The organism is Zymobacter palmae, from assembly GCF_003610015.1.
Taxonomy (GTDB): domain Bacteria; phylum Pseudomonadota; class Gammaproteobacteria; order Pseudomonadales; family Halomonadaceae; genus Zymobacter; species Zymobacter palmae.
This window is the reverse complement of record NZ_AP018933.1, coordinates 411,740-427,727: the sequence shown is the minus strand read 5'-3', so window position 1 is coordinate 427,727 and position 15,988 is coordinate 411,740. Positions and strand designations below refer to the sequence as shown.

Below are 15,988 nucleotides of genomic sequence, written 5' to 3'. Positions count from 1 at the left end.
AAGACCTCTGCGGACAAGCCGTGCTAAACGCCAGCAGGCCTGTCGCGCTCTGGGGCGGTGGCGAAAAACGCCCCTCTGTAAAAAGGCATTTTCGATAACGATAAAGGTAGGCGCCGGAAAGCGGCGAGACAGGATAAAGAGATGAACATGAACAATACGCACCAGAACCGTGATACCCCTGATGACGCATTTGCGCCGAAGACGCGCTCTGCAACAGTGCACGATCAGCTGTGTGCCCAGCTGTGCGCGGGCGAGCTTGCGCCAGGAGAAACGATCTCGATCCGAGGCATAGCACAGCAGCACGGCTGCAGCGCCATGCCTGCCCGCGAAGCGCTGCGCTGGCTGGTGGCCGAAGGCGCGCTGGAGTTCATCGACAGTCGGCGCATCATCGTGCCCAACGTCAGCCGCCAGCGCTTCGAAGAGCTGTTGTTTGCTCGTCGCCAGCTGGAAACGGAGCTGAGCCGTCAGGCCTTCCCCCATCTTGGTGATAACGATGTGGAGGCGCTAAACCGCATCGACGATGCCATCGGCACCGCCATTGCCGACGGCGATATGACCGGCTACATGCGCGGTAACCATGCCTTTCACTTCCATATCTACGAGCGCAGTGGATCTCGCGTACTGCTGCCACTTGTGAAGGTACTGTGGATGCAGTACGGCCCCAGCATGCGTTATATCGCGTCACTGTGGAAAAACAGCACGCTGGCCGACGATTTCCACGTACAGATCATCAATGCCCTCCGCCAACGCGACAGCGAGCGTTTCTGCACGGCCATCGCCGCCGACATTGAACAAGGTATGGGGCTGCTGACGATGCAGGTCACACGCTAATGACAAGTGTGATCACAGTAGGCATGCATTCTGCATCCCTTCGTCCAACGAGTGCCTAATATCAAGACACCGTCGTCATAGAACCGCCTGCGATACCGCCTCACACTCGACCGGCACGCGTAGCGGCTCACAGAACGTCGTTCCTTCGGCCCATTCGTGCGTGGTCACCCCACGCCCATAGAGGATTCAGGCATGTCGATTTCGTCTTTTTCTGCCATCCCGTCTCACGATGCGCTTCCGTGCGTTCCCCGCATTGGCGTGATTGCCGATCAGGGTGAGCACAGCGGCGTGGCCGCTCAGGCCGTGATGCAGAAATACCTTGATGCCATCGTGCTAGCAGGTGGCATTCCCTTCATCCTGCCTCACGCACTGGCCACTCACTCCACGCTGTTTGCAGCTGCAATGCGCACGCTGGACGGACTGTTTCTGACCGGCAGTCATAGCAATGTCGAACCCGTTCACTACCCCACCGACGACCAGCGCCCCGAAACGTGCCTTGATCAAGGCCGCGATGCGCTGGCCTTCCAGCTGATCGACCATGCGCTGCGCACCGACATGCCGCTACTGGGCATCTGCCGCGGCTTTCAGGAACTGGTGGTGCGCACCGGCGGCAGCCTTTACCGCCACGTGCACGAACTCGATGCTTTTCACGATCATCGTGAGGATGAGCGCCTGCCCTTGGAAGGCCAGTACGCACCGGTTCACGACGTCGAACTGACATCGCAGGGGCTGCTGGCACAGCTGTTGCCAGACACGCCAGTGATTCATGTCAACTCCCTGCATGGACAGGGCGCACGCACGCTAGGGGAAGACGTCACCGTGGAAGCCATCGCAGACGATGGACTGGTGGAAGCGATCTCGGTCCCCAGGCACCGCTTCATTTTGGGGGTGCAGTGGCATCCCGAATGGCAGAGCCGCGCCATTCCGGCATCGCGCCTGCTGTTTGATGCGTTCCTGCACCACGCCTGCGACTACAACGCTGAACGCTAACCGCGCCCCATAACGATTCCGTATCGACCACACAAGGAGCCTCCCGTGACCCAGCCCTTTTCTGCCGATGTAAACGCATCGCTCGACGCCGATGTGCTGTTGCTGATCGACGGGCAGTGGCGGCCCGGCAGCGCCCAGCGCTGGCAGCCCATCGAAGACCCCGCCCGCCAGACCGTCATCGGCCGAATGGCCTGTGCGGAGGACACCGATATCGAACACGCGCTCAGCGCAGCCGACCAAAGCTTTGCCTCCTGGCGGCACACCTCCGCACGCGAACGGCGCGCCTTGCTGCTCGACGCGGCGGCCCTGTTGTCCGAACGCAGCGAAACCATCGCCCGTCAGCTCACACTTGAGCAGGGCAAGCCGCTACAGCAAGCGCGCAACGAGCTGGCAGCCGCCTGCGAGGTCGTAGAATGGTTTGCGGAAGAAGCGGTGCGCGCCTATGGACAGGTTATTCCCGCGCGTCAAGCGCAGGTGATGCAGTACACGCTCAAAACACCCGTGGGCCCTGTCGCCGCCTTCACCCCGTGGAACTTCCCCATCGGCCAGCTGGTACGGAAACTGTGTGCCGCGCTGGCGGCGGGGTGTACGCTGATCGCCAAAGCGGCCGAAGACACACCCGCCTCACCCGCGGCTTTATTCGGCTGCTTTCACGATGCGGGCTTTCCTGCCGGGGTGATCAATCTGCTCTACGGTGACCCCGAACACATTTCATCGCGCCTGATTACCGACCCACGCATTCGCAAGATCTCCTTTACCGGCTCAACGGCCGTGGGCAAGCATCTCGCTCAGCAGGCAGGCCGCCATATGAAACGCATCACCATGGAGCTGGGCGGACACGCCCCGGCCATCGTGTGCGCTGATGCCGATATCGCCACGGCGGCACGCCAACTGGCACAGGCACGTTTCTATAATGCTGGGCAGGTCTGCATTACGCCGACGCGGATACTCGTGCATGCCGACGTCATAGACACCTTTACGCATCAGTTCGCCGAAACTGCGCGTGCACTGAAGACAGGCCATGGACTGGCCCCCGACACCACGCTAGGCCCAATGGCAACCGCACGCGGCGCGGCACACCTGCGTGCCCTGCGCGATGACGCCCTCGCCCAAGGTGGCAAGGCCGTACTTCTACCCACGACAGAACAGGAGCATGGACAATTCGTGCTGCCCAGCATCGTGCGAGACGTTCCGCTGACCGCACGCGTGATGAACGAAGAGCCATTTGGCCCCCTAACGCCGATCAATGCGTTCACTTGCCTAGACGACGCTATTGCCGAAGCCAACCGCTTACCCTACGGACTTGCCGCCTACGGCTACTCACGCGATATTGGCACCCTGCACCGGCTAGGCACCGGCATCGAAAGCGGCATGCTGAGCCTCAACCACTGCGACCTTGCAGACCCAGAACAGCCCTTTGGAGGCCTGAAGGACTCCGGCTATGGCAGCGAAGGCGGCAGCAGCGCCATCCAGTGCTACCTCGATGAACGATTCATCACCTGCAACGCAGAGTGATCCCCCCTCTTGCATAAACGGGCCGCTAAGTCACACACCGCCCAGACAGCACGGCCGCTCTTCCAGCAAACCACCGGAAGGTAGACAGATAGCGGTGCGGAATGCAGGAATGCAGGAATGCAGGAATGCAGGAATGCAGGAATGCAGGAATGCAGGAATGCAGGAATGCAGGAATGCAGGAATGCAGGAATGCAGGAATGCAGGAATGCAGGAATGCAGGAATGCAGGAATGCAGGAATGCAGGAATGCAGGAATGCAGGAATGCAGGAATGCAGGAATGCAGGAATGCAGGAATGCAGGAATGCAGGAATGCAGGAATGCAGGAATGCAGGAATGCAGGAATGCAGGAATGCAGGAATGCAGGAATGCAGGAATGCAGGAATGCAGGAATGCAGGAATGCAGGAATGCAGGAATGCAGGAATGCAGGAATGCAGGAATGCAGGAATGCAGGAATGCAGGAATGCAGGAATGCAGGAATGCAGGAATGCAGGAATGCAGGAATGCAGGATGATGACACTGCCCGGACGCGCTAAGTGCAAGCCCGTCACCGAAGAATATATCGCCTTTTCTGTGTATTGCTACGGCCAGAGCCGCACCACGTGCGTCTACCCTGGCCGTTTTTCATCAAACCTGATCGAACCAAATCACCGTTGCCATGCGGCCGGTTTTTTCGCCGTCACGGCGATAGGAATAAAAACGGCCGACATCGCAGCAAGTACAGTCGCCACCACCGTGGATATCGCCAACACCGATGGCTTCAAGCCGCTGGCGCGCCAGCAGATACATATCAGCCATATAACGTTCGCCAGAACGGTGTGGAGAGGGAATGAACGCCTTGGCCGCCTGCGGCAGTTTTTCCATAAACGCGCCACGCACCTCGGCCCCCACTTCAAAACAGCACTGACCAATCGCGGGCCCGAACCATGCGATCACTTCCCCCGGAGCGCAGTCCATCTCACGCACGGCGGCTTCGATCACGCCATCCAGTAGCCCTTTCCAGCCGGCATGCACGGCACTGATGCGAGTGCCTTCACGATCGCACAGCACGACCGGTAGGCAATCGGCCGTCATGATGGCACACCCCTCGCCCGCCACACGGCTAATCGACGCATCCGCTTCAACCCCATCATCCAGCTCAGGACCTACCACGGTCGTACCATGCACCTGAGCCAACCAGTGAAAACGCGTATCGCCTGCGTGCACGGCCAGCTGACGACGACATTCAGCCACGTCGGCCAAGTTGTCCCCGACATAGTCTCCCACGTTAAAGGCATCGTAAGGCGCCTTGCACGGGCCCCCAACGCGTGTGGTAACTAGCGCCCGAACATTGGCCGGCGCAGGCCAGTCAGGCGTGATGAACTCGCAGGACAGCGGTGACTGAGACATAACGGATCTCCAGCAGAGTGTTAGCGGATATACGTCTACGTTAGCAGGTTGTGTGCCATCAGGAATAGTCGCACCTAACGCGAGCATGTACAGCGCAGGCAATTTCAGCGTACCCATATATCAGACTATATTTAGAGGCTATTGCCTTACATGCTTTGATATGCGCTTGCCGTGGCATAATCAATCACGCTTGCCCCGTATCGTTATTACCTTTCAGTAAGAGAATAAAGGGCACTAAAACTCGTCTCTTATGCCTTATTCTCTCAAGAAAAAATCATCCCTATTATTATATTAAGAAAACTTACCAGCCTATTAATTAACTTCCCTGTATACTACCGAATAGTACTTATTATTATTCATCCTATATGCCCCTCATATCTCGATAAGCCGTGATAGCATGATCGTCGTTGCGCTTTTCCGAGGAAAAAACATGCCGCATCCCTATCCATCCACCACTCTCTCCAACCCTTGGTGGGCGTTAGTCGTGCTGTTGGCTGGCACTCTGCTTCCACCTTTGGATTTCTTTGTCGTCAATACGGCCCTGCCTTTTATCCAGCAGGATCTGCACGCCAGTGATACAGCAACGCAGCTGGTCGTGTCAGCCTATGCGGCCACCTATGCCGTCTTTTTGATCACAGGTGGGCGTCTGGGCGATCTGTATGGCCGTCGCCGTGTCTTTCTTGCCGCCATGGCGGGCTTCTCACTGTCATCGCTGATCTGCGGGCTGGCGTCTTCCGCCTCGATGCTGGTGTTCGGTCGCATCTTGCAGGGAGCTGCCGCAGCCGTCATGGCCCCGCAGGCGCTGGCATCCATTCACGCCCTGTTTCCCGATACTCATAAGCAGCGAGCACTAGGACTATACGGCGTGACGTTCGGGATGGCCGCCGTGGTGGGTCAGGTGATGGGGGGCTGGTTGATTGACATCGACCTGTTCGGTCTTGGCTGGCGCAACCTGTTTCTGGTGAATATTCCTGTACTGCTGGTGGCCATGCCCGCGGCGCTTATGCTGGTGCCAGAAAACCGCGCCGAACATCCGCAGCGCCTTGACCCAATAGGTATTCTGCTGCTGGCGGCAGCGCTGATCTGTCTGATCGTTCCGCTGGTAGAAGGCCGCCACCTTGACTGGCCACTGTGGAGCCTCGTCATGCTGCTGGGCTCGCTGCCACTGTTCTTGCTGTTCTGGCATCACGAGCACCGCCTATTCGCCCAAGGGCGGGATCCGCTGGTCATTCCTGCCGTCTTCGATGCACCGGGCATGATTCGAGGCCTGTTGGCAACGGTGTTCTTCTACGCCATCGCACCGTTCTTCCTGCTATTCGCGATTCACCAGCATGCCTATGCTCAGCTACCGCCCCTGCAAGCTGGACTAAGCGTACTGCCACTCGGCGTTGGCTTCTTGATCGGCCCACTGTTCAGTGGTTGGTGTATCAGCGCGACCTACCAACGTTACGTCGCTCCTGTCGCCATTGTGATTGAGGCCCTAGGCGTATGGGGCACAGGTCTAGTGGCAGCCAACGATCACGCTTTCTGGCTTCCCATAACGCTATTTCTGATCGGCGCAGGAGAAGGTATGGCGCTTCCCCCTCTTGTTCGCCATGTCGTGCAGCGCGTTGACCGACGCTGGGCAGGGCTGGCAGCGGGACTGGTAAACTCAGTGCTGCAATGTAGCTCTGCACTGTTCGTGGCCATTGAGGGAGGTCTATTCTTTTCCCTTGTTGGGCACTCGTTTAGCCCTGCACGTGTGGCGCAGGCCTTCACCATCACATGTATCGTCATCGGTGCACTGCTGCTGTTATCAGCGTTGCTGGCCTACCCACGGCAAGCGGACACCCTTATCAAATAGCCACGTTATGGTGATGCCCACCAATAACAAAAAGCCGCTTGATCCGGTGTGAATCAAGCGGCTTTTTTATTGCCTCATTGAACATGCGCTATTGAACATACAGCCCACCCACGCAGCGCCTCTTCATAAATTCCAATGAATCGCGTGGATTTCTGCAGGCAGCGTGGAGCACTATTAACCAAACAACGGATGATAACGCCGCGACCAATACGCTAAGCATGTTCGCTTACATTAGCCTCAATATTCAGCCCAATAGCCCCGATGCTCACCTTGCGCAATGAGAACCGTATTAACGCAGTACCATTGACGACAAGGCCGCCATCCTTCTCTTTCGACATCCATACCATACGGCAGTGACAGGTACATCATGAGTCATGCTCGACTACCAAAATAAAGCTCCCAAGCATTGCCCAAACGCTTCAGCACCAGCGCCACACACCGTGCCACAAGGCACTCATTACGAGTAATGCAGAAAATAATTGCTCATAGCATTCCTGCACGCTCATTTACTTGACGCAAAAGCCAGTTTTACTCCGAAGGCGATAAAAACACATCCGGTCAAACGATCTAGGGCCGTGACGATTTTTGGCTTTCGCAGGAAACGAGCCATCGGCACCATAGCGGCTATGAGGATGCCAAACCACACCAGTGTTATCAGCACATGCAAGCATGCGAGAAAGAACGTATATCCAGCTATGTTCACGCTAGCAGGCACGAACTGCGGCAGAAAAGTGACGTAGAACACCCCAACCTTGGGGTTCAGCAGGTTGGTCAGTAGTCCACGCAGGAATGCTTCCCTTGTTCCACGTTCACCTGTTCCCCCGTGTCCTGCTTCAAATGTGGTTCGCGGACGGATGATAAGGCGAACACCCAGCCAGACAAGGTAAAGCGCCCCGACCCAACAAACGATGCCGTAGGCCAGTTCAGAAGCGCGCAGCAAAGCTCCTAAGCCTATGGCGGCTGCCGCCCCCCAGAACAGGCAGCCCAATGTGACGCCCAGCGAAGCAGCCACTGCCGAACGTTGCCCACCGGTAGCAGACGAACGCAGCACTAACGCCGTATCGATACCCGGCGTGATGGTCAGAATGAAAGCTGCGGCGACAAAGGCCAACAGAAGAGAAAGGTCGGTCACATCGGCCTCCTTACTTTGCTAAAAATAGAGAATGGAAGGACTAATAGCATCGTCTGATATACAGAAATGGCTGTCTGCTAACATAGCGCCGAACCCGATCAGTCAGCAATAAGAGGCTTAGCTCTTGTTGCTTTCAGGAGGCCTATTGCCATCCGCCCAGTGCTCACAGAACAATGCCGCAAAACGCTCAGTAGCTAAGGGAAGCGACCGCCCTTTAAGTTTACTCAGCACTACTCGGATAGGCGCGATATCGCGCGTGTCGATTGGACGAACACAAATCCGTTCATCTGCACATGGAACGCCATGCTGGATCTGGAAAGTAATAGCGTTATCTCTCAGCACATATGCACGGAGAAATTCCAGCGACCCCGACTCGACAGGCACATCCAGCTCGACCTGGCGGCCATAAAGCGCCTTATCGAACAGAGCACGAATCGCCAACGATTGATCAGGCATCGCTAGAGGGAACTCGCAACAATCACGAAGCCGAACCCTATTGTGCTGCGCCAGTGGATGAGCAGCACTCATGACGGCACAGAGCGGGTGCCTCATCACCAACAGTTCTTCCAAGTCACAAACCAAAGGCGGATCAAGCAACAGCGCAAGATCTGCCTCGAAGTTCACCAACGTCTTGACGCCCTCAGCGTGATCACGTACTGCGACGGAGAAGGAAACCTGTGGGAATTGGGCACGATAGGCCGCAATCTCATCAGGAAGCACGCTATCCGTAAAAGCTTGGCTGCATGCAAGGGAAACGTGACCACGGCGAATACCTGAAAGATCGGCTACCTGAGAACACAGACGTTCGAAGTCGGCCAACTGGTCCTGAATGTGGCGCATAAGCAACTCGCCGGCAGCATTCAGTCGCATACCACGCGGCAGCCTTTCGAAAATGGGTGTGCCGAATTCTTCTTCAAATTCTTGGATCTTGCGCGTCAATGCGGACGGCGTGATATGAAGATGCTCCGCACTTCGGCGAATCGACCCTCGGCGGGCAATGTCCGCAATACAGCGAAATACCTGCAAGTGTTTCATCAAGAGCGCTCCCTTAACGGCGAGCGTTGCATATTAAGAAACGCAATGGTGAAAATCAAACAATAGACGGCAACAGTATTCATTTTTATTCTCGGCGTATTCCCTCAGCGCTTCACCGTGATGAAGACGTTTCAACGCACCGAGAAACCGCCATGCATGATCATCAATGGAAAGACCTGATTTCCTACCAATGTGCCTATGCGTCTGGCATTGAGCCCGTCAACGTGCTTTCGGCGCTGCATGAACGCATCACGCAACGCGCTGATGATCCAACATGGATCAGCCTATTTCCGCTCGACGACATACTGGCCATGCTAGCGGTGGCAGCACAGAGGAAACAGCAGGGTGAAACACTGCCGCTGTATGGCATTCCCTTCGGAGTAAAAGACAACATCGATGTAGCAGGGCTGCCGACGACAGCAGGCTGTCCAGAGTTCGCCTACATGCCCCAACAACATGCCGTGGTCGTACAAAAACTCATTGCCGCAGGGGCCATTCCCATCGGCAAGACCAACCTTGATCAGTTTGCCACCGGACTGAATGGCACACGTACACCGTATGGCATACCAAGATGCGCATTTGATGATCGCTATATTTCTGGGGGCTCCAGTAGCGGCTCGGCTATCTCCGTTGCCAGCAATACAGTGCCTTTTGCACTGGGCACCGATACGGCCGGCTCAGGTCGGGTACCCGCAGCACTCAACAATCTTGTGGGTCTGAAGCCTACTAAAGGGCTACTGTCGACCACTGGACTGGTACCCGCTGTACGCAGCCAAGACTGCATCACTGTGTTTGCTCACAGTGTGGATGATGCGCTGACCGTCTCACGTATCGCCGCTGGTTTCGACTCCAGCGATATTTACTCTCGCCAAGCCCCTCCCCATTCGCTAGCGGAATGCGTCTGGCCGACGCACTTCAACTTTGGCATTCCAGACAAGAAACAGCTGCAGTTCTTTGGCGATACAGAAGCGGAAGCCCTGTTCGAAGCCGCCATACAGAGGCTAGAACGGCTCGGCGGTAATGCCGTAACGTTCGACTACACCCCCTTTCAGCAAGCAGCGAAATTACTGTATGCCGGTCCGTGGGTAGCGGAACGCCTTGCCGCTCTCCACACCTTTGCCACCCACAATGCAGATGCACTGAATCCTGTCGTTCGCGACATCATTCTCTCTGCGGAAGGCATCAGCGCTGTCGACACTTTCAATGGCTTTTATCAACTGGCGCACCACATCAGAACCGCCGAACGCACTTGGAGCAACATCGACATCATGGTGCTACCTACAGCGCCAACGACGTACACCGTCGAACAGATGTTGGCCAACCCCGTGCAGCTAAACAGCAACCTAGGGGTTTATACCAATTTCGTTAACTTGATGGACCTATCTGCCATCGCAGTTCCCGCGGGTTTTCGTACTAATGGTCTTCCTTTTGGCATCACGATGATCGGACAAGCGTTTCAAGACGGCACCATCGCTAGCCTAGGTAAAGCCTTCATGAAGGAAGAGCTGACCACGGCATGCCACCATGTCTGTGCCGCCGAAAGTGAAAGGGTCGAAGTAGCTGTAGTAGGAGCTCACCTTTCTGGTCAACCACTGAACGCTCAACTGACAGAGCGCAAAGCGATCTTGAAAGAGACTGCTCACACAGCCAGTGGATACGCACTGTATGCCCTCTCAGACATGATGCCTGAAAAACCAGGCCTGATCCGTGACCCAAATGCAGCAGGGCATATCGAAGTCGAAGTGTGGACGCTGCCCTTGACGAAATTCGGCTCATTCATCACAGACATCACCGCCCCATTGGGTATCGGTACCATCACGCTTGATGATGGCCGCCAAGTCAAAGGCTTCCTCTGTGAGCCTCATGCAGTAACAGGTGCGGTAGACATTACCCACTATGGTGGCTGGCGTGCCTATTGTGCTGATCGACATTAGGCCACTACTGCTTGGCGTTCCCCTGACATTTTCGGAAGGACAACACATGACATTCGCACAGCGGGCATCCAACAACGACAATCGCCACGTACGGACTACTGATGTTGCCGTTATCGGTGCGGGCACATCGGGACTAGCGGCGTATAGAACCGCTCGTGCAGCAGGTAAGCGCGCCCTGCTCATTGAGCAAGGCGCAGGGGGAACAACATGCGCCCGAGAAGGATGCATGCCTTCTAAGCTTCTCATTGCCGCAGCGGATACGGCACATGCCGCACGCCACTCGACACCGTTTGGCATCCACATTGATGGCAAGGTTGAGGTGGATGGACAGAAGGTTATGCAACGGGTCAGACAGGAACGTGATCGATTCGTCGAACGTGTACTGGGGCGGGCCGCAACGATTCCATCAGAAGACCGACTCAACGGCCATGCACGATTCATCGACGATACAACGCTACTTGTCGGAGATGACATCACCGTTCATGCCAATAGTATCGTGATCGCTACCGGTTCGAGTCCCGCCGTCCCCACTTCATTCCATACACTGGGTGATCGTGTAGTGGTGAACAGAGATGTCTTCGAATGGCATGACCTGCCACGCAGTGTGGCCGTGTTCGGTGCTGGCATTATCGGCCTTGAGCTTGGACAGGCTCTCTCACGCCTCGGCACACATGTCCGCGTATTCGGTGCGAACGGAAGCATTGCGGCACTCACCGATCCCATCATCAAGAAAGCCGTCACAGCCTGCTTCAACGAAGAGTATTACGTTGATCCCTATGCCAATGTGACCGACATGCAACGCGATGGCGACCACGTCGTCATCACCTTCACTGATCGTCAAGGTAATGAGACTACCGAGCATTTTGACTATGTGCTTGCTGCTACAGGCCGGAAACCCAACCTTGATGGGCTGTCGCTCGAACGAACAGGCCTTCGCCTTGACGAACAGGGTGTGCCACTGTTCGACCCTCTGACACTGCAATGCGGCCAAACGCCCATCTTCATTGCAGGTGACGCGAATGGTCGCTTACAGCAACTGCATGAAGCCTCATTTGAAGGCAAGGTTGCAGGAGAAAATGCCGCGGCGTTTCCTGATGTCCGTCCAGTCCAGCGCAACTCTCCGATCAGTATCGTATTTAGCGATCCACAGATTGCCATGGTCGGCCAGCGCTACTCCGATCTAACACCGGGAAGTTTTGTCATCGGCAGCATGGATTTCGAGGACCAAGGCCGTAGCCGTGTCATGCTAAAGAACCGCGGCATGATGCACATCTATGCGGATAAGCACAGCGGCCGCTTCTTGGGAGCGGAATGGGCCAGCCCTAGCGCCGAACATATCGCCCACCTACTGGCGTGGTGCCATCAGCAATCATTGACGATCAGACAGATGCTAGACATGCCCGTCTACCACCCAGTAGTGGAAGAAGGTTTGGTCAGCGCGCTTCAGCAAGCCGAAGCTGCACGAGCGTCTGAATGATGCTTTTACCGCCCAATTCCCCCCGACAGCCATCTTGAAGGATATACAGCATGATGACGATAGATACGGCAACAATGCTTGCGCGCTATAGCAACTGGGCGGACCAAGTTCTGTTCTCCGCTATGCGCACACTGCCCGAAGGGGCCATATATGCGCAACGAAAAACTCTTTTCTCTTCCATGGTAGGAACACTCAATCATAACTATGTCGTCGACCTGATCTGGCAGGCCCATCTGCTAGGCAAAGCACATGGTTTCTCTACTCGTCGAGACATACTCTATCCCGATTTTACTGACTTGGTGGCAGCACAAACGGCCCTCAATCAATGGTATCTAGAATGGGCAGAGTCTCAGACGCCAGAGAGCCTGAGTGAAAAAAGGTCGTTCCACTTTGTTTCGGGCAAGCAGGCCGAAATGACGCGCGGAGAAATGTTCCTTCATATCATCAACCACAAGACTTACCACCGCGGCTGGGTAAGCCAGATGTTTTTCGACTTTGATATCAACCCTCCAGAAACTGACCTTTGTGTCTTTCTGTGTGAAGAGTGATCCCGCACGCATCTTGGTAAGCCCTTATGGCCATTCCAGTACGTGCAGGAAATAACGTTCTCTATTTACTGGCGGAGATAAATGATATGCAACTCGATGAACTAGAAAAAACAATCAACCAGTTACCACGCAAACGCATCGGCTTCTATCCCACGCCTTTCCATAAGCTGGAGAATCTCTCCCGCACCTACGGCATTAACTTATTCCTCAAGCGCGAGGACATGGCGGGGCCTGGTGCTATCAGCGGCAGCAAGATGCGCGTTGCCGAATTCGTGATCGGCCAAGCGTTGGAAGAGGGTGTAGATACGCTTATCACCCAAGGTGCCTATTTAACAAACTCCGGGATGCAATTTTCGGCAGCCGCACGGGTAGCGGGCATCACACCCATTCTTTACCTTACGCGTGATGAGCAGCAACACGGCACGCTCAATGAATACAGGGGCAACCTGTTGCTTGATAGATTGATGGATGTGGAAACCCATTATCTAAGTGCGCCCAGCAATGCTTTCAAAAATGTGAAAGAAGACAAGCAGCACGTACTAGATGCTATGCATGCCCGCAAAGCCGAGCTGGAAGCCGAAGGCCACAACGTATTGATAGTGCCAACGGGCGGTGCATTGACAGCGGGGTTCGTTGGTCATGTCATGACCTTTAAGGAGATCATCGAACAGGCACGTCAAGCCGGCGTTGAACCCGACTACATCTATCATACGACAGGCACTGGTACAGCCCTTCCTGGCATGCTTGCGGCCAAGATAATGACCGGCAGCAAAGTGAAGTTTCGCTCAATTTCCGTGTCGTTCTACCAGCCTGATTTCTGGATCAATGAAGCCATAATTGTAGAACGTGTAAAGGATATTCTGCGCACATTCAACGCCGATATTCCTGATGATCAGTCCATTCTTGACGAAATCGAGGTAGATAACCGCTTTATTGGCGAAAACTATGCCACTCCATCAGAGGAAAGCACCGCTGCAATAAAGGAAATGGCCAAGGCCGAAGGTGTCTTTCTTGGGCCAGTCTATACAGGAAAAGGCTTTGCTGGGCTGCTTGAACATATTCGCACCGGAAAGGTAGCACCGAATAGCAACGTGGTATTCCTTCACACTGGTGATACCGCCAATTTATTCGAAGTACCCGGTGCAGCAGGCCCAACCAGTATCATTGATCAATAACGCATTATGCTTAGAGGCTGTACATAACCTAAATGATCGTTTTATCCCTTTCTAAAAAGACGGCTTATGCTGCATTTTTTGGGGATTGAGACCTTCTCAATGATATGAACGTAAGGTTATGAATATGCCCTTAATGCGGCAACTTAAAAATAGTGTTACCTGAATATCACAGCCTATGCAGCCGAAAATTTTTCGGCTGCTGATTCATCCTAACCATTGGCTGCCAACACTTATCAACCAACATTTTTTCATTGCATTTACATCTATCGTCAATATAAGCCGTCATCTCGTACTGATATGCTACCAGCAGCACTACGTGATACAACAGCTAATATTTTCATCCACTTACTTTGGCGCAAAATAAGCCCACAACTTACTAAAAGGAAAATATCACCAACAAATAAAGACATGCTGCATGGCAGAACATTATTTTGCTCTTTTTTCACTATCTTTTATGCAAAACACAATCGCCATAGGCTCCATAAAAGCGCTAATAACAATCTATAAACTCACACCATCATGTTGAATGGCATTCAATCAACATGTCGCGGGTTCATTATAACATTTCATAGATCAATAATAATTTCAAAGGATCCCACTAATGACAGCACTAATCAAGAAAGAGGCCGATTTTTCTTCAAAAAAATCGTCATCAGGTATCGGACTCGCATGGCAGATTGCTATCGGACTGGTTATCGGTATTGGTACCGGACTACTGTTAAATGCCCACCCCGCTATGCGTGCCATCATAGTTGTGGACTATCTTCAGCCCGCAGGTGACCTGTTCATAAAACTCATCAAGATGATCGTCGTTCCTATCGTATTTACAAGCATGATTGTAGGTATAGCAGGCACGGGAGATGGTAAATCACTGGGACGCATTGGCCTCAAAACAATCGTCTATTTCGAGATTATCACGACGTTAGCAATAGTATTTGGGCTAATATTTGGGCTCGCGTTTCAGCCAGGAAGTAATACCGATATCTCTCAGCTCGCCCATGTAAATATGTCCCACGTTCATGCATTAGAAAATACGGCTACTGCTCCTCATGGCATCATGGCGCTCATTCTAGGTATTGTACCGGACAATATCATTTCCGCTATGGGGCGCGGCGATCTATTGCCCATTATATTTTTTTCCATTCTTTTCGGAATAGGGCTTCAGTATCAGCCAGATGAAATAAGGAAACCCGTTGTTTCAATACTGCGAGGGACATCTGAAGTCATGTTCAAGGTCACTTCAATAGTAATGAAATATGCCCCTGTAGGGGTAGCGGCACTCATCGCTGTCACCGTCGCTAACTTCGGTTTTAGCTCACTTATCCCACTACTAAAGTTATTGGGTATCACCTATGCCGCCATCATTTCTTTTACATTGATCGTACTGGGCATTACTGCACGCCTGTTCGGGTTCAATATCTTCCACCTGCTGCTTATCATCAAAGATGAGTTACTTATTGCCTTCACAACGTGCAGTTCAGCAACGGTGTTACCCACGATTATCAAAAAAATGGAAGATTACGGCTCCCCCAAAGCAGTCACTGCGTTCGTTATTCCAACGGGATACGTATTCAACCTTGATGGAGCCTCAATCTATTTGGGGATCGGCACACTATTTATCGCACAGCTCTACGGCATTCATCTTGGAGTACAGGAGCTTGTCATGCTGGTATTGACGATGGTTGTGACTTCTAAGGGCGCAGCCGGTGTGCCAGGGTTCATGTTCGTCATCCTGCTGGCAACACTATCAAGCGCAGGGCTTCCTCTCGAAGGACTGGCGTTGATTGCTGGTGTTGACAGAATCATGGATATGGGACGTACCGCCTTGAATGTGGTAGGAAATTCACTTGCAACGCTAATCGTAGCCAAATGGGAAGGAGTATATGACGCCGAAAAGGGCAAGGCCTATTTCGAAACAATCACTAGATCAAAAACCTGACAGCAATGGCCTTACTGTCAGGTAAATTGGGCCCTATCGTTGGGAGCCATTTTACCTTTAAGCCGAAGAAATAACGCATTGAGGTTGTTACACGTATTTCATTGAGATAGCGAGACGGAAGCACCAGAATGCTTCGAAAACAGACATGAGCGATGTGACATGGTCTTGAGTACGCCAAGTAT

13 protein-coding genes are annotated in these 15,988 nt (G+C 53.8%); 10 read left to right on the top strand and 3 right to left on the bottom strand.

Annotated elements, in window-relative coordinates; all coding sequences use genetic code 11:
* The first annotated feature begins 147 nt into the window (after window positions 1-147).
* The 4 genes from ZBT109_RS01930 (at window position 148) to ZBT109_RS01915 (ending at window position 3,870) form a co-directional block, all read left to right on the top strand.
* Entirely contained in the window at window positions 148-831 is a 684-nt protein-coding gene (locus tag ZBT109_RS01930) for a GntR family transcriptional regulator (protein ID WP_169733988.1), read from the top strand.
* Between the two features lie 192 nt (window positions 832-1,023).
* Window positions 1,024-1,821 carry a gamma-glutamyl-gamma-aminobutyrate hydrolase family protein gene (locus ZBT109_RS01925; RefSeq protein ID WP_051523673.1) on the top strand — a complete coding sequence of 266 codons (798 nt, stop codon included), beginning with the start codon at window positions 1,024-1,026 and terminating at the stop codon, window positions 1,819-1,821.
* Window positions 1,822-1,866: 45 nt separating this feature from the next.
* The gene (locus ZBT109_RS01920) at window positions 1,867-3,336 is read left to right on the top strand and encodes an NAD-dependent succinate-semialdehyde dehydrogenase (protein ID WP_169733987.1); all 1,470 of its coding nucleotides are present in this window, start codon (window positions 1,867-1,869) and stop codon (window positions 3,334-3,336) included.
* A gap of 117 nt (window positions 3,337-3,453) precedes the next feature.
* Window positions 3,454-3,870: a hypothetical protein gene (locus ZBT109_RS01915; protein WP_120185314.1), complete on the top strand. Its 417-nt coding sequence runs from the start codon at window positions 3,454-3,456 to the stop codon at window positions 3,868-3,870.
* Between the two features lie 91 nt (window positions 3,871-3,961).
* Here the strand turns inward: ZBT109_RS01915 and pgeF are convergent, their stop codons facing one another.
* Window positions 3,962-4,723, bottom strand: a complete 762-nt coding sequence (gene pgeF / locus ZBT109_RS01910; protein WP_027704588.1) for a peptidoglycan editing factor PgeF — start codon at window positions 4,721-4,723, stop codon at window positions 3,962-3,964.
* A 430-nt stretch (window positions 4,724-5,153) separates the two neighbouring features.
* On the opposite strand from pgeF, the gene ZBT109_RS01905 reads away from it, so the two are divergent.
* The gene (locus ZBT109_RS01905) at window positions 5,154-6,566 is read left to right on the top strand and encodes an MFS transporter (RefSeq protein ID WP_027704587.1); all 1,413 of its coding nucleotides are present in this window, start codon (window positions 5,154-5,156) and stop codon (window positions 6,564-6,566) included.
* A 502-nt stretch (window positions 6,567-7,068) separates the two neighbouring features.
* Here the strand turns inward: ZBT109_RS01905 and ZBT109_RS01900 are convergent.
* Both ZBT109_RS01900 and ZBT109_RS01895 read right to left on the bottom strand, forming a co-directional pair.
* Window positions 7,069-7,698: a LysE family translocator gene (locus tag ZBT109_RS01900; protein WP_027704586.1), complete on the bottom strand. Its 630-nt coding sequence runs from the start codon at window positions 7,696-7,698 to the stop codon at window positions 7,069-7,071.
* Between the two features lie 117 nt (window positions 7,699-7,815).
* The gene (locus tag ZBT109_RS01895) at window positions 7,816-8,733 is read right to left on the bottom strand and encodes a LysR family transcriptional regulator (protein WP_051523672.1); all 918 of its coding nucleotides are present in this window, start codon (window positions 8,731-8,733) and stop codon (window positions 7,816-7,818) included.
* A gap of 152 nt (window positions 8,734-8,885) precedes the next feature.
* On the opposite strand from ZBT109_RS01895, the gene atzF reads away from it, so the two are divergent.
* The 5 genes from atzF to ZBT109_RS01870 all read left to right on the top strand — a co-directional run bounded on the left by atzF (window position 8,886) and on the right by ZBT109_RS01870 (window position 15,806).
* On the top strand, window positions 8,886-10,667 hold the full coding sequence (gene atzF / locus ZBT109_RS01890; RefSeq protein WP_027704585.1) for an allophanate hydrolase: 1,782 nt from the start codon (window positions 8,886-8,888) through the stop codon (window positions 10,665-10,667).
* Window positions 10,668-10,713: 46 nt separating this feature from the next.
* Entirely contained in the window at window positions 10,714-12,144 is a 1,431-nt protein-coding gene (locus ZBT109_RS01885) for a dihydrolipoyl dehydrogenase (RefSeq protein WP_051523671.1), read from the top strand.
* Between the two features lie 50 nt (window positions 12,145-12,194).
* Complete coding sequence (locus tag ZBT109_RS01880; protein ID WP_027704583.1) at window positions 12,195-12,692, top strand: DinB family protein; 498 nt, start codon at window positions 12,195-12,197, stop codon at window positions 12,690-12,692.
* Window positions 12,693-12,718: 26 nt separating this feature from the next.
* Window positions 12,719-13,867, top strand: a complete 1,149-nt coding sequence (locus ZBT109_RS01875; RefSeq protein WP_084261725.1) for a 1-aminocyclopropane-1-carboxylate deaminase/D-cysteine desulfhydrase — start codon at window positions 12,719-12,721, stop codon at window positions 13,865-13,867.
* 601 nt (window positions 13,868-14,468) lie between these two features.
* Window positions 14,469-15,806 (top strand): cation:dicarboxylate symporter family transporter, encoded by a 1,338-nt coding sequence (locus ZBT109_RS01870; RefSeq protein WP_038277690.1) that lies wholly within the window; start codon window positions 14,469-14,471, stop codon window positions 15,804-15,806.
* The last annotated feature ends 182 nt before the right edge of the window (window positions 15,807-15,988 follow it).

Bases quoted from the DNA above. Each gene is read 5' to 3' on its own strand.
- ZBT109_RS01930 (WP_169733988.1), top strand. From the start codon at position 148: ATGAACAATACGCACCAGAACCGTGATACCCCTGATGACGCATTTGCG.
- ZBT109_RS01925 (WP_051523673.1), top strand. From the start codon at position 1,024: ATGTCGATTTCGTCTTTTTCTGCCATCCCGTCTCACGATGCGCTTCCG.
- ZBT109_RS01915 (WP_120185314.1), top strand. From the start codon at position 3,454: ATGCAGGAATGCAGGAATGCAGGAATGCAGGAATGCAGGAATGCAGGA.
- pgeF (WP_027704588.1), bottom strand. From the start codon at position 4,723: ATGTCTCAGTCACCGCTGTCCTGCGAGTTCATCACGCCTGACTGGCCT.
- ZBT109_RS01905 (WP_027704587.1), top strand. From the start codon at position 5,154: ATGCCGCATCCCTATCCATCCACCACTCTCTCCAACCCTTGGTGGGCG.
- ZBT109_RS01895 (WP_051523672.1), bottom strand. From the start codon at position 8,733: ATGAAACACTTGCAGGTATTTCGCTGTATTGCGGACATTGCCCGCCGA.
- atzF (WP_027704585.1), top strand. From the start codon at position 8,886: ATGCATGATCATCAATGGAAAGACCTGATTTCCTACCAATGTGCCTAT.
- ZBT109_RS01885 (WP_051523671.1), top strand. From the start codon at position 10,714: ATGACATTCGCACAGCGGGCATCCAACAACGACAATCGCCACGTACGG.
- ZBT109_RS01880 (WP_027704583.1), top strand. From the start codon at position 12,195: ATGATGACGATAGATACGGCAACAATGCTTGCGCGCTATAGCAACTGG.
- ZBT109_RS01875 (WP_084261725.1), top strand. From the start codon at position 12,719: ATGGCCATTCCAGTACGTGCAGGAAATAACGTTCTCTATTTACTGGCG.
- ZBT109_RS01870 (WP_038277690.1), top strand. From the start codon at position 14,469: ATGACAGCACTAATCAAGAAAGAGGCCGATTTTTCTTCAAAAAAATCG.